The organism is Qipengyuania sp. JC766 (assembly GCF_040717445.1).
GTDB lineage: Bacteria > Pseudomonadota > Alphaproteobacteria > Sphingomonadales > Sphingomonadaceae > JC766.
The window spans coordinates 941,946-955,337 of the sequence record NZ_JBFEFL010000001.1 but is presented as its reverse complement, the minus strand read 5'-3'; the positions used below and the strand labels follow the sequence as shown (position 1 = coordinate 955,337).

The window sequence follows — 13,392 nt, the reverse complement described above, 5'->3', positions numbered from 1 at the left end:
CGCGCAGGTGATCCGCGCTCAGCCGTAGCGCGCCCGGTGCTTTTCGAGCACCGGGCCGACGCGGCCGAGTGCTTCTCCGATCCGGTCGGGAAATTCGCCTTCGGCAAGCTCCAGGATGCCGTCATGCGCGGCGACTATGCGGCGCGCGTCGGCCCATTCGATTCCAAGTTCTATCGCCCATTCGCGAAACCGGTCCGCGGCGCCGGCTTCCGGGTCCAGCGCCTTCGCCAGGGTGGGATGGAACCCGAACCGGCGGTTTATCGGCAGGAGGGAGAAGGGGAAACCCTTGTCCAGATAGACGAAGGTGTCGTCGACATGGATGATGCCGCTGTCCCGGTGAAGGGCCAGGACGGAAGCGAAATGGACCGTTTCGTCGTCGCAGACGAGCGGCATTCCCCGCGGGACGGAGAAGGCGAAGTCGGTGCCGAAGAGATCGGCCAGCGCATCGTGCTCGCAGCCGACCTCTTCCCAAGGAAGGTCCGGCAGATGCGAGCGATGCCGCGCCGTTCCGTAAAGCGCGGCCTGCGGGTACGCTTCATGCATCCACTCGCAATGCAGCGTGTGGAACGGGTGGAGGTTCAGGATGGCGTCGATGGCGGTCCCGCCATCGGTCAGCGCATCCACCCGGGCCTTGATGTTGTCCGGCAGGGTATAGCTGTCCAGCAGCACGAACCGCCCGTCCGCCTTGCGCACCAGCGCGCAATGCGTGCCGAGGTTCAGCACGCCCGCCACCTTGAACTCGCCCCGGATCGACCAGTAGCCGTCCGCCAGTTCGATCATCGTTTCTGCCATGGTCGCGCGCCTCCTGTTGCGAGCGTCGGCATGTCAGGGGCATATTCGGGCTCGTCAAGACCCGGGCAATGGGGTCTGCGAGATTAGTCAGGCTTCAGGCAGCCTGGGAGGACGCGGCAACACCACTCTGACCGACCGCCACTTCCAGGAATTTGGGCTTCGACTGGTCCCGCTTGCCTTCGGTAGGGCCGGCCGTCCCGGGCGAGGCCGGGAGGCCGGCCGCGGCGATGGTGTAGGGGGAGACGCGGTGGCGGGTGCAAAGGCCGCCGGCGCCGTCGTTCACCAGCGGCGTCTCAAATTCGAGGCCGACACGGTCGCCGTCACTGCGCGTTACCGTCGCCACGGCCAGCTGGCCTTCGCCCATGTCGAGCACCAGCTGCGTGCCGAGTTCGACGCCGACGATGCCTTCGATCCCCGCACCCACGCTGGAGAGGTCCCGCATGACGGCGTTGTAGTAATAGTCCTCGTGGATCGCGCCCACGCGCCGATAGACCGAGCGGCGTTCCGGCCGGTAGGTGTCGGGGCCGTCGGGCTCGATCCGGAATTCGCCGCTGGCGATGTTTTCCTGCACTGCCTCGGGCGTGATCGGGCGGGAATAGAGGAAGCCCTGGACCAGCTTCGCGCCTTGCGCCTTCACGACCTCGAGCTGGTCGAATGCCTCGACGCCCTCCACGGTCGTTTCCATGTTGAGCGCGTTCGAGAGGCCCACGATCGCGGCGATGATCTTGGCGCTGTTGCGGTCCTTGCGGGTACAGCTGTCGACGAAGCTGCGGTCGACCTTGATCTTGTCGAACGGGGCGCCGCGCAGATAGCTGAGCGAGGAATAGCCGGTCCCGAAATCGTCCAGCGCCAGCCGGACGCCGAGATCCTTGAGCCGCTTGAACGCCTTTTCGGTTTCGTCAGTGTCGCCCACGAAGATGCTTTCGGTGAGCTCGAGCTCGAGCCGGTCTGCCGCGAGGCCGGAATGCGCCAGCGCATTGGCGACCACGGCTGCCAGCCCGGGATTGGCGAACTGCACCGCCGACACGTTCACCGCGACCCGTACGCTGCGCGGCCATGTCGTCGCGGTCTCGCACGCGGTACGCAGGACCCATTCGCCCAGCACGTTGATGATGTCCGATTCCTCGGCGATCGGGATGAACATGTTGGGCGCGATGGTACCCTTCTCGGGATGCTCCCACCGGATCAGAGCCTCGAGGCAGGTGACCTCGCCGGTCGCGATGGAGACCACGGGCTGGTAGAGCAGGCGGAACTGGTCGTTCTCCAGCGCCTCGCGCATCTCGTCGATGATGTTCTGCCGGACCTCTTCCTCGTCCTTGAGGTCGGAGGCGTAGAAGCGGAATTGTCCGCGTCCGCCATTCTTGGCGGCATAAAGGGCGAGATCGGCGCTGCGGACAAGCTCCTCGCGCGTCTGTCCGTCGAAGGGTGCGATCGCAATCCCGACCGACGCGCCGATGATCGCGCGCTTCTCGTCTTCCAGCGGGTAGGGCTGGGACAGGATCTGGATGATCTTCTCCGCCATCTCGCCCAGCTTGCCGCGGTCGTCCTCGTCAGGGATCATGACCTGGAACTCGTCCCCGCCAAGGCGCGCGACCTTGCCGCGCGTGCCGACGATGCCGGTCAGGCGTTCCGCGACCTGGACTAGCAGTTCGTCGCCCGCCTGGTGACCGAGTGTGTCGTTGACGCGCTTGAACTTGTCGAGATCGAGCATGAGCAGCGCCAGCGCGCGGTTCTGCGAGCCGAAACCGGCCAGCGTGCTGTCCAGCTGGCGGTTGATGTTGTGCCGGTTGATCAGGCCGGTCAGCGAATCGAAGTCGGCGAGCCGGGAATCGACCAGCTTGCGCTCGTATTCGCTGGTCACGTCGGCGGCGTTGCCGCGATATCCGTCGAAGTCCCCGTTTTCGGCGAATACGGGATAGCCGGTCAGCGACCACCATGTCTGGCGAACGTCCTGCGCCGACTTGCCGAGCGAGAAGCGCACGACTTGTTCGCGGATCTTCTTCTGCGCCTTGATCTGGAAATGGATCGGCCGCGAGCTTTCGCGTTCCGGGCTTTCCATGTCGATTTCAAAGAGTTCTTCGAGCGGCCTGCCGATCAGGTCCGGCATGGGCCGGTCCAGCTTCTCGGCGGCGCGTTCGGACAGGTAGATCAGCTTGCCGTCGCGGTCCGTTCCCCAGATCCAGCCGATCCCGGCCGCATCGAACTGGTCGAGGACCCGGGCGCGCAGCGCCGGATCGGCGTGCATCGTACCGGCATCGGCGCGTTTCCCGCCGCCAAGACCCTTGAGAAGATTTCCGACTGCCATGGGCCGGAAGCCTTGCCTGAATATGGTTGAAAAGCTGCTAACGCTGGCCGGTGAACGGCCGGATCAGGCAGGCGCGAACTTGCGCCGGACGGATGTCAGGCGGCCTGCCTGAGCTCCAGTTCGAGCCGGTCCCAGATCTCCACCAGCGCTTCGGTCAGCTCGTCCATCATCGCATCGGTATGCGCGGGGCCGGGCGTAAAGCGCAGCCTTTCCGTACCGCGCGGCACGGTCGGGAAATTGATCGGCTGCACATACATGCCGTATTCGGCGAGCAGGATATCGCTGATTTTCTTGGCGCGGACCGGATCGCCCACCATCAGCGGGACGATGTGCGTCGTGCTCGGCATCACCGGCAGGCCGGCCTCGGAAAGCTTGCGCTTGAGTGCGGCGGCGTTGGCCTGCTGCGCCTCGCGCTCCTCGCTCGATGCCTTGAGATGCTTCACCGCGGCGAGCACGCCAGCCACGAGTGCCGGGCTGAGCGAGGTGGTGAAGATGAACCCGGGCGCATAGGACCGGATGCAGTCCACGATCTTGCGATCGGCCGCGATATAGCCGCCCATGACGCCGAACGCCTTGCCCAGCGTCCCTTCGATGATGTCGATGCGCTGCGCCGCTTCGTCGCGTTCCGAAATGCCGCCGCCGCGCGCGCCGTACATGCCAACCGCGTGCACTTCGTCGATATAGGTCAGCGCGTTGTACTTCTCCGCCAGGTCGCAGATCGCATGGATCGGGGCGACGTCCCCGTCCATCGAGTACACGCTTTCGAACGCGATCAGCTTGGGCACGTCGAGATCTTCTGCGGCCAGCAATTCTTCCAGGTGGGCGAGGTCGTTGTGGCGGAAGACCCGCTTCTCGCAACCGGAATTGCGGATGCCCGCGATCATGCTGGCGTGGTTGAGTTCGTCGGAAAAGATCACGCAGCCGGGCAGCAGCTTGGCGATGGTCGAGAGCGTCGCATCGTTGGAAACGTAGCCGCTTGTGAACAGCAGCGCGGCGTCCTTGCCATGCAGGTCGGCGAGTTCGGCTTCCAGTTCGACGTGGTAATGCGTGTTGCCGCCGATATTGCGCGTGCCGCCGCTGCCGGCGCCGACGTCGTGCAGCGCCTGCTCCATCGCTTCGATCACCTTGGGGTGCTGGCCCATGGCGAGATAATCGTTGGAGCACCACACCGTGATCGGCTTCGGCCCGTTATGCCCGGCAAAGCAGCGCGCATTGGGATAGGCGCCCTTGTTGCGCAGGATGTCGATGAACACCCTGTACCGGCCTTCCGAATGGAGGCGGTCGATGGCCTGGTCGAAGACTTGATCGTAGTTCATGGCTCGCTGCGAGCGAATAGTGAGGTCTCCCGCGGGTTTCCAGCGCGATCTTTGCGAGCCGTTCGCAGCTAGAAGCGCTCAAGGCGATGGATGTTGAATGCCACGAAACTGTCGGTGAGTTCTTTGAAGCTTTCCAAGTCGCCTGTGGTGACCGCGCGATCCGGCTCGGCCCGTTCGAGCTTCATGCCCTCGGTCAAGGCGGCGATCCGGCGCGCGATTCCCCGCGATCCGTCGACGAATGCGATCCCGTCGCCGAACGCTTCGGCCAGCTCGTCCAGCAGGAGTGGGAAATGGGTGCAGGCGAGCACGATCGTGTCGATATCCTGACCGCCCGGCTGCATGACGAGCGCGCGGACCTCCGCCGTGACGTCGTCGACCGACACGTCCCGGCCGCGCAGCTTGGCTTCCGCCAGTTGCACCAGGCCCGGCGCGGCATGGCGGAGCAGGCGGTGGTCGCTGGCGAAGTCCTGTTCCAACTGGTCCACGTAAGGCTGCCGGATCGTAGCCTCGGTCCCGAGCAGGCCGATCGTGCCCGTCTTCGTCATGCCCGCCGCCGGCTTGATCGCGGGCACGGTGCCGACGATCGGCACTTCGAGGACCTCGCGCACCATGCTGAGGGCGATCGTGCTGGCGGTATTGCAGGCGATGCAGATCAGGCTGGGCTGGTATCGTTCCGCCATCCGGCCGAGCAGCCCCGCGACCCGTGCGGCGACCTCGGGCTCGGTCTTGGTGCCGTACGGCATCCCGGCATGATCGGCGGCGAACAGGACCGGCGCGTCGGGCTGCAATTCGCGCAGTTCCGCCAGCACCGTTAGCCCGCCGACACCGGAATCGAACAGCAGGATGGGAGAATTTCGATCCATTGCGGCCCCTTACCGTGTCACCGGAACTTGTCGAAGGGGTGCCTGTCGATTTAGGTGCGGGTGGCGGCGTGCACTTGCGATGCGCCGCATGCAGGGGAGCGACGTGTTGGACAGCATCTGGGCCTTTCTGGTGGGCTTTCTCTTCGGGTCGATTCCCTTCGGACTGCTGCTGACGCGCATGGCCGGCCTGGGCGATGTGCGAAATATAGGCAGCGGCAGCATCGGGGCGACGAATGTCCTTCGCACGGGCAACAAGGGACTGGCTGCGGCCACCGTCCTGCTGGACGCCGCCAAGGGGGCGATACCCGTCCTAGCGACGCCCGTGCTGTTCCCGCAGGCGCAATCGATCTTCGGAGGTCCGGCGGAAATTGCCGCCGTGGCGGCGGTTGCCGGTCACTGCTTCACGCCGTGGCTGAAGTTCAAGGGCGGCAAGGGCTTCGCCACCGCTGCGGGCGTGCTCGCCGCACTCAACTGGCCGCTCGTCCTGCTGTGCGCCGGGATCTGGGCAGCGACGCTCGCGATCAGCCGGATCTCCTCGGTATCCTCGATGCTGACCGTAGTCGCCGCGCCGATCGCCGCGGCGATCTTCGGACTTGCGGATCTCGTCGCGCCGCTTGTCGCGATCGCGGTGATCGTACTCGTCCAGCACCGGGCCAATATTGGCCGCCTGATGCGCGGCGAGGAACCGAGGGTCGGCGGGAAATCGTGACCGGCCTGTCGCAGGGCGAGGCGTTCGCCCGCATCCGTCTCCTGCGCAGTCCGCGCATCGGACCGGTCAGCTATGCACAGCTGCTGGCGCGGTTCGGCGATGCGCAATCCGCGATCGAGGCCCTGCCGGAACTCGGCAAGCGGGGCGGGGCGGCCTATCGCGCAGCGCCGGTCGAGGGCATCGAGCGGGAGATCGACGCCGTTCGCAAGGCAGGCGCGCGCTACCTCTTCCACGATCAGGCCGATTATCCCGCACTGCTGTCGCAAGCCGAAGGCGCGCCGCCGATCCTGACCTGGCGCGGCGACGTGTCGCTTGCGGGGAGGCCCTGCGTGGCGATGGTCGGCGCGCGCAACGCCAGCGCAGCGGCGGTGAAGCTGGCGCGCGATCTTGCACGGGAGCTGAGCGGAGAAGGCTTCGTGGTCGTCTCCGGCCTCGCTCGGGGCATAGACGGCGCCTGCCATGAAGGCGCGATACCGCAGACCGTCGGCGTCATCGCCAGCGGTATCGACATCGCCTACCCGCCGCAGCACGCGCAGTTGCAGGACCGCATCGCGAACGAGGGGCTGCTGCTCGCCGAGCAGCCGCCCGGCACCGAGCCGCGCGGCAGCCACTTCCCGAGCCGCAACCGGATCATCGCCGGTCTGGCCGTGGGCACGCTCGTCGTGGAAGCGGCCCCCAAATCGGGTTCTCTCATCACGGCGAGGCTGGCCGGCGAAGCGGGACGCGAAGTGATGGCGATACCGGGCAGTCCGCTCGACGCACGAAGCCATGGCTGTAACCAGTTGATCCGCGAAGGGGCGGTCCTCGTCCAGTCCGCGCAGGATGTCGTCGAATTGCTGGGCGGGTTCGACGGCCAGCCGAAATCGACCGTGCGGGAAGCGGAACGCCATTTCGATCATGCGCCCGAGGAACTCGCCGATGCGGAACCGGCCGAGATCGCGGACCTGCTGACCACCGCACCGGTTGCGGTGGACGAGCTGATCCGGCAATCGGGTGCGGGTGCAGCCGCGGTGCAACTTGCGCTGCTGGAACTGGAAATTGCCGGAAGGCTGCAGCGCCACGCCGGGGGGCGAGTGAGTATCCACGGGGGGAACGAGACGTGAAACGCGATGCCGACTTTTCCGGCTTTCTGAGCCAGACGATGGACCTGCTCGGCTCGGCAGCCGCCTATGCCGGCGCTTTCGTACTCGTGGTCGGCGGAGTGCATTCGGCAGGATTTGTCGCCGGTCTCGCGGACGACGAGGGAGCCTTCTTCGGCCTTGGCGGCGGGATCACGATAGACGGGACTGCGGGCCCCGCAGGCGTCGCCTTCCAGATATCCGCCGCCATCGTCAGCGTGATTGCGGGCTATTTCTTGCTCGTAAAGCTGGTGGAGACCGCCGGTATGCGGTTCGACACACGCAACCGCATCTGGGCCTATATCGGGCTCAGTATCCTGTCGCTGCTGGGAATCATCGTCGGCTTCATCCTGCTCATCATCCCGGGCCTGATCCTGATCACCCGCTGGTGCGCCGCGCCGGGATTTCTGGTCGGATCGGGCGAGGGGGTGACCGACGCGCTGGGCGCCAGCTGGCGCGCCACCGAAGGGCATTCCTGGCAGATATTTTTCGCCGGGCTGGTGATCTTCCTGATCTTCGGCATCGTGGCGGCCGTCTTCGGGGCGGGCTCCGCCTTCGCCTCCACCCCGGTCGTCACGGAAATCGTGGCCGCTTTCGCGGATGCGATCAGCTCGGTCCTTACGGCCGCCTTCGGGGTCGCGGTCTACAGCCTGGTGCATACCGACCGGCAGGAACTGGGGGACGTGTTCAGCTGATCATGCGCAAAGCCGCTTGACGGGGGCGATTCCCCGACCCCACTTTCGCGCGTACATGCACGTATACGCGTAGAGGACTTCAACCACTCCCATGCAACTGGTCATCGTCGAATCGCCGGCCAAGGCGAAAACCATCGAGAAATATCTCGGCAAGGACTTCAAGGTCCTCGCATCCTACGGCCACGTCCGCGACCTGCCGCCCAAGGACGGCAGCGTCCGCCCGGACGAGGATTTCGCGATGGACTGGGAACTCTATCGCGACAAGCAGAGCCGCTTCAAGGAGATCGCCGACGCGGCCAAGAAGGCGGACCGGCTGGTCCTCGCCACCGACCCCGACCGGGAAGGGGAAGCGATCAGCTGGCACGTGCGCGAGCTGCTGAAGAAGCGCAAGGCGCTGCCCGAGAAGGTCGACCGGGTGACCTTCAACGCGATCACCAAGAGCGCAGTTACCGAGGCGATGGGGCGGCCGCGCGACCTCGATGGCGATCTCATCGATGCGTATCTCGCGCGCCGGGCGCTCGACTATCTCTACGGTTTCACGCTGAGCCCGGTGCTCTGGCGCAGGTTGCCCGGCGCCAAGTCGGCGGGCCGCGTCCAGTCGGTCGCGCTGCGGCTGATCTGCGAGCGCGAACACGAGATCGAGACCTTCGTCGCCGACGAATACTGGTCCGTCATCGCGAAGCTGGAGCAGGACGGCACGGAATTCGACGCGCGGCTCGTCCGCTTCGAAGGCAAGAAGCTCGAAAAGCTGTCCCTGGGCAACAAGGGCAGTGCGGACAAGGCGAGGGCCGCGGTAGAGCAGGGCCGCTTCACGGTAGAGGATACCGAGACGAAGCCGCTGAAGCGCAATCCCGCGCCGCCATTCACCACCAGCACGCTGCAACAGGAAGCCGCGCGCAAGCTGGGCTTCTCCGCCAGCCATACGATGCGCTGCGCGCAGTCGCTCTACGAAGCGGGCGCGATCACCTACATGCGGACCGACGGCGTGCAGATGGACGGCAGCGCGATCAGCGCCGCGCGCAAGGCCATCAGCGACCGGTACGATGCGCGCTACCTCCCGGAAAAGCCGCGCCATTACAGCACGAAGGCGAAGAATGCTCAGGAAGCGCACGAGGCGATCCGGCCGACCAACTTCACGCGCGACCGCGCCGGTTCCGGCGACGAGGGCAAGCTCTACGACCTGATCTTCAAGCGGGCGATGGCGAGCCAGATGGCCCCGGCGCAGCTCGAGCGCACGACCGTCACCCTGCGCGACGGGACCGGCCAGCACGAATTGCGCGCGACCGGGCAGGTGGTGAAGTTCCCCGGCTTCTTCGCGGTCTACCAGGAAGGTTTCGACGACAAGGATGACGGCGGGGACGACGGCGACAATCTGCTGCCGGTCATCAACAAGGGCGATTGTCCGGCGAAGAAGGCAGTCGAGGCTAACCAGCATTTCACGCAGCCGCCGCCCCGCTATTCCGAAGCGAGCCTGGTCAAGCGGCTGGAGGAACTGGGTATCGGTCGGCCTTCGACCTATGCCAGCACGATCCAGACCCTGCGCGACCGCGATTATGTCCGCATGGAGCAGAAGCGTTTCTTCGCAGAGGAATCCGGCCGGCTGCTGACAGCGTTTCTCGAGCGCTTTTTCCCGAAATACGTGGCGTACGAGTTCACCGCCGGGATGGAGGACGATCTCGACACGGTCAGCGACGGGCGCGAGGAATGGAAGAAACTGCTCGCCGCCTTCTGGCAGGACTTCAAGCCCAAGACCGAAGAGGTGATGGAGAAGAAGCCTTCCGAAGTCACCGAGGTCCTCGACGAGTACCTGTCCGATTTCCTTTTCCCGCCGCGCGCCGACGGGAAGCCGCCGCGCTATTGCCCGCTCTGCGACCAGGAAGGCCGCGAAGGCGGCGAACTGCACTTGCGTGGCGGCCGCTACGGGGCCTTCGTCGCCTGTGCGAATTACCCCGAGTGCAAGTTCACCCGCCGGTTCGCCCAACCCGGAGCGGACGGCGGCGACGGCGGCGAGGAAGGTGCGATGGGCAAGCACCCGGAAACCGGCCTCGAAATCGAACGCAAGTCGGGACGCTTCGGTCCCTACGTCCAGATGGGCGAGGGCAAGGAAGCCAAACGGGCGAGCATCCCCAAGGATCTCGACGATTTCGACCTGGAATGGGCGATCAAGCTGCTCGACCTGCCGCGCATCGTCGGCGCGCACCCGGAAACCGGCAAGGAGATCGAAGCCGCGATTGGGCGTTACGGGCCGTATCTCAGGCACGACGGCAAGTACGGCAAGCTGTCGAACACGCGCGAAGTGTTCGAAGTGGGCATGAACCGGGCGGTCGATATCCTCGCGCAGGCGGCCAATCGCAAGGGTGGCGGGCGCCAGAAGGCGGAGCCGATCAAGACGCTGGGCGAGCACCCGACCAGCGGCGCCGAAATGAAGGTCATGCCCGGGCGCTACGGCCCCTATGTCACCGACGGGACGACCAATGCCACGATCCCCAAGGACGTGAAGCCCGAAGACCTGACCGAAGCCCAGGCGATCGAACTGATCGATGCGCGGGTGGCCAAGGGACCGGCGAAAAAGAAGCGCAAGGCCCCGGCGAAGAAACCCGCCGCCAAGAAGAAGGCGCCTGCCAAGAAGAAGGCAGCGGCCAAAAAGTCCCCGGCCAAGACCGGGGACTGAGTTTGGCCTATTCGGTGATCATCACGTCGGGAATGGTCGCCAGCGTGCCGTCGCCGCACGTGATGATGATCTCGCGGATCCGGCTGTAAGGCGTGGGTTCGCGGTAGCGCACTTCTGTGGGGGTGATCACCTGCGTCACCATGCCGTCCGAGGCGGTCGCTTCCAGCCGGAAGCGAAGGCCCGGCGGTTGCGCGCGATCGGCAGGGCCAGCCACCAGCCGGACGGTGTAGCCCGGCGTGGGCATGTCGACCTCGCCGCTGATGTTGAGTGTCGGGCGCGACCCCGGTCCGGGCATCCGGTCGATCCATGCCGTCCAGTTGCGGCTGTCATAGGCGGGGCAGCCTTCGGCTCGTTCGTCCTGGCCTTCGCCGTAGGTGGTGCAGGCCGCGAGGGAGAGGCAGGCGGCGGTGGTGAGGATCGGGCGCATTGGGGGGAGCTCCGTCAGGTTACGCTGCGGGCGATAATACGCCGCTCAGCCTTTCCATTCCAGCCCGATTTCCTCGTACACTTCGCGGCTTTCGGCCCAGCCTTCCTCGACTTTCACGTGCAGGAAGAGGTGCACGGGCACGCCGAGCAGTTCGCTCAGTTCGCCGCGCGCTGCCTCGCCGATCGCCTTGATGCGCGACCCGCCCTTGCCGAGGACGATGGGGCGCTGGCTTTCGCGGGCGATGACGATCTGCTGGTGGATTTCCACGCTGCCGTCCTTGCGTTCGATATAGCGTTCGGGCCGCACGGCGCTGTCATACGGCAGTTCCTCGTGCAGCTGGCGATAGAGCTGCTCGCGCGTGATTTCCGCCGCCAGAAGGCGTTCGCTGGCGTCGCTGACCTGGTCTTCCGGGTACATCCAGGGGGCTTCCGGCATCATTCCGGCAATCGCCGCCTTCATTTCCGGAACCCCGTCGCCGGTCAGCGCGGAGACGAAGAAGACCTCGGTGAATTCGGCCTTGTCGCCCAGTTCCTGAGCCAGTGCGAGAAGGGGCTCCTTCCGCGCCTTGTCGACCTTGTTGAGGACGAGGATCTTGCGCTCCGGCCGCCGGCCGAGCGCTTCCAGCAGCGGTTCCAGTTCGTGCCGGCGCTGCTTGATCGGATCGACCAGCAGGAGGACCGCGTCGGCCGCTTCCGCCCCGTCCCATGCCGCGCTGACCATCGCCCGGTCCAGCTTGCGCTTGGGCGAGAAGATCCCCGGCGTATCGACCAGGACCATCTGCACTTTTTCGTGCAGGGCGATGCCCAGCATCCGCGCGCGGGTCGTCTGCGCCTTGGCACTGGTGATCGCCACCTTCTGGCCCACCAGCTGGTTGACGAGCGTGGACTTGCCCGCATTGGGCGCGCCGATGATCGCGACGACACCGCATCGCTGGCCTGTTTCGTCGCTCATCCGAATTTCTCCATGAAGATCCGCGCGGCCTCGGTTTCCGCTTCCTGCTTGTTGCCGGCCGTCGCCTCCGCCTCGCCGACATTGCGAATGCTGACACGCACCGTGAAGCGGGCGGCATGGTCCGGGCCCGAGCGGTCGACCAGCTCGTATTTGGGACCTGCGCGTCTGTTTCCGGCAGCCCATTCCTGCAGCGCGCTCTTGGGATGCTTGGACCGCCCCACTTCGCCTTCGGTCTGCGCCTGCCAGAGATCGTGGACGAGCGCGCGGCTGGCGTCGAACCCCCCATCGAGGAAGTTGGCGCCCAGCAGCGATTCCATGATGTCGCCCAGCACATTGTCGCTGTCCGCCGCGCCATCGTCGCGGGCCTGCTTGCCGAGGCGGATATGCGCGGATGCACCGATCTGCCGCGCGACGGCCGCACAATTGGCCTTGCTGACGAGCGCATTCAGGCGCTGGGCGAGGACGCCCTCGGACGCGTCGCTCCGCTCGAACAGCCAGTCTGCGATGCTGAGGCCCAGCACGCGGTCCCCCAGGAACTCGAGCCGCTGGTAGTCGCGCGATGCGCCGGTGCTCCCGTGGGTCAGTGCTTCGACCCAGCGCCCTTCATCGGCGACTGTGAATCCCGTATCCTTCAGCCAGTCGCGCGTTTCCCCTGACAGGCCGCCCTTCAAAGCCCGGTGCCCAGGCGATCGCCGCGCAGGGCCTGGAACCAGGTCCAGGGGAGGAACCAGTTGGCGCTGCCGTCGGTCGACCACATGAGGAACTGCGCCTTGCCCACCAATAGGTCCTGGTCGACGAGACCGATCCCGCCACGGGGCGCCGCGGCGAACCGGCTGTCGAGCGAATTGTCGCGGTTGTCGCCCATCAGGAACATCTGGCCTTCGGGCACTTCGATCGGCCCAAAATTGTCCTGCGGCATGTTGGCGAGATCGAAGGTGTAATAGCTCGCGCCGTCTTCTCCCGGCATCGTTTCGCGATAGCGCATGTAGCGACAGGCGGGCTCACCGTTATCCAGCGTGTCGAGCCGGGCCATCTGGTGGCATTCCGTATTGTCGCTCAGCGGCACGAGCAGGTCCGGAGCGCGCTCGCGTTCCAGCGGCGTTCCGTTCAGGATCACCACGCCGTCGCGCATCGCCACCGTGTCACCGGGAAGGCCGATAACGCGCTTGATGTAGTCGGAGGTGTCGATCGGGTGCTTGAAAATGACCACGTCGCCGCGGTCCGGCTCGCTGGCGAAGATGCGGCCCGGGATGACCGGCGCGCTGAAGGGCATCGAATGCTTGGTGTAACCGTAGCTCCACTTGCTCGCGACGAGGTAGTCCCCGTTCATCAGCGTCGGCAGCATGCTTTCGCTCGGGATGTTAAACGGGGAGAAGAAGAAGCTGCGGAACACCACCACGATGAGGGCGAGCTTCAGGACGAAGACGAGAAAGTTGTCCTCCTTCTTCTCTTCCCTGGCTTTCTTGCTTCCGGTGTCGGCGATGTCGCTATCGGTCGTTGCATTCATGGCCGCAGTCGATAGTCCGCACGCGCGACAAGGCAAAA

12 protein-coding genes are annotated in these 13,392 nt (G+C 65.7%); 4 read left to right on the top strand and 8 right to left on the bottom strand.

What is annotated here, in order from left to right; all coding sequences use genetic code 11:
• Positions 1-18: 18 nt before the first annotated feature.
• From AB1K63_RS04700 to murI, 4 genes are all read right to left on the bottom strand, one after another.
• The gene (locus AB1K63_RS04700) at positions 19-792 is read right to left on the bottom strand and encodes a hypothetical protein (RefSeq protein WP_366958794.1); all 774 of its coding nucleotides are present in this window, start codon (positions 790-792) and stop codon (positions 19-21) included.
• Positions 793-886: 94 nt separating this feature from the next.
• A complete protein-coding gene (locus AB1K63_RS04695; RefSeq protein WP_366958793.1) occupies positions 887-3,097 on the bottom strand; it encodes an EAL domain-containing protein in 2,211 nt (736 codons plus the stop codon).
• 95 nt (positions 3,098-3,192) lie between these two features.
• Complete coding sequence (gene hemA, locus AB1K63_RS04690; RefSeq protein ID WP_366958792.1) at positions 3,193-4,413, bottom strand: 5-aminolevulinate synthase; 1,221 nt, start codon at positions 4,411-4,413, stop codon at positions 3,193-3,195.
• A 68-nt stretch (positions 4,414-4,481) separates the two neighbouring features.
• Positions 4,482-5,276, bottom strand: coding sequence for a glutamate racemase (gene murI / locus AB1K63_RS04685; protein ID WP_366958791.1), 795 nt, complete (start codon positions 5,274-5,276; stop codon positions 4,482-4,484).
• A 79-nt stretch (positions 5,277-5,355) separates the two neighbouring features.
• Here murI and plsY point away from each other — a divergent pair, with 79 nt between their 5' ends.
• From plsY to topA, 4 genes are all read left to right on the top strand, one after another.
• Positions 5,356-5,985 (top strand): glycerol-3-phosphate 1-O-acyltransferase PlsY, encoded by a 630-nt coding sequence (gene plsY / locus AB1K63_RS04680; RefSeq protein ID WP_366958790.1) that lies wholly within the window; start codon positions 5,356-5,358, stop codon positions 5,983-5,985.
• The gene (gene dprA, locus AB1K63_RS04675; RefSeq protein ID WP_366958789.1) at positions 5,982-7,088 is read left to right on the top strand and encodes a DNA-processing protein DprA; all 1,107 of its coding nucleotides are present in this window, start codon (positions 5,982-5,984) and stop codon (positions 7,086-7,088) included. Before plsY ends, dprA begins: the two co-directional genes overlap by 4 nt.
• Positions 7,085-7,798, top strand: a complete 714-nt coding sequence (locus AB1K63_RS04670; protein WP_366958788.1) for a hypothetical protein — start codon at positions 7,085-7,087, stop codon at positions 7,796-7,798. The genes dprA and AB1K63_RS04670 overlap by 4 nt, the downstream gene beginning before the upstream one ends.
• A gap of 91 nt (positions 7,799-7,889) precedes the next feature.
• The gene (gene topA / locus AB1K63_RS04665; RefSeq protein WP_366958787.1) at positions 7,890-10,469 is read left to right on the top strand and encodes a type I DNA topoisomerase; all 2,580 of its coding nucleotides are present in this window, start codon (positions 7,890-7,892) and stop codon (positions 10,467-10,469) included.
• Between the two features lie 7 nt (positions 10,470-10,476).
• On the opposite strand, the gene AB1K63_RS04660 is transcribed toward topA, so the two are convergent.
• The 4 genes from AB1K63_RS04660 to lepB are packed head-to-tail and all read right to left on the bottom strand — an operon-like array spanning position 10,477 to position 13,354.
• Complete coding sequence (locus AB1K63_RS04660) at positions 10,477-10,896, bottom strand: hypothetical protein (RefSeq protein WP_366958786.1); 420 nt, start codon at positions 10,894-10,896, stop codon at positions 10,477-10,479.
• A 45-nt stretch (positions 10,897-10,941) separates the two neighbouring features.
• Complete coding sequence (era, locus tag AB1K63_RS04655; RefSeq protein ID WP_366958785.1) at positions 10,942-11,847, bottom strand: GTPase Era; 906 nt, start codon at positions 11,845-11,847, stop codon at positions 10,942-10,944.
• Positions 11,844-12,518 (bottom strand): ribonuclease III, encoded by a 675-nt coding sequence (gene rnc / locus AB1K63_RS04650; protein ID WP_366958784.1) that lies wholly within the window; start codon positions 12,516-12,518, stop codon positions 11,844-11,846. Before rnc ends, era begins: the two co-directional genes overlap by 4 nt.
• Positions 12,515-13,354, bottom strand: a complete 840-nt coding sequence (gene lepB, locus AB1K63_RS04645) for a signal peptidase I (protein ID WP_366958783.1) — start codon at positions 13,352-13,354, stop codon at positions 12,515-12,517. The genes rnc and lepB overlap by 4 nt, the downstream gene beginning before the upstream one ends.
• Between the last annotated feature and the right edge of the window lie 38 nt (positions 13,355-13,392).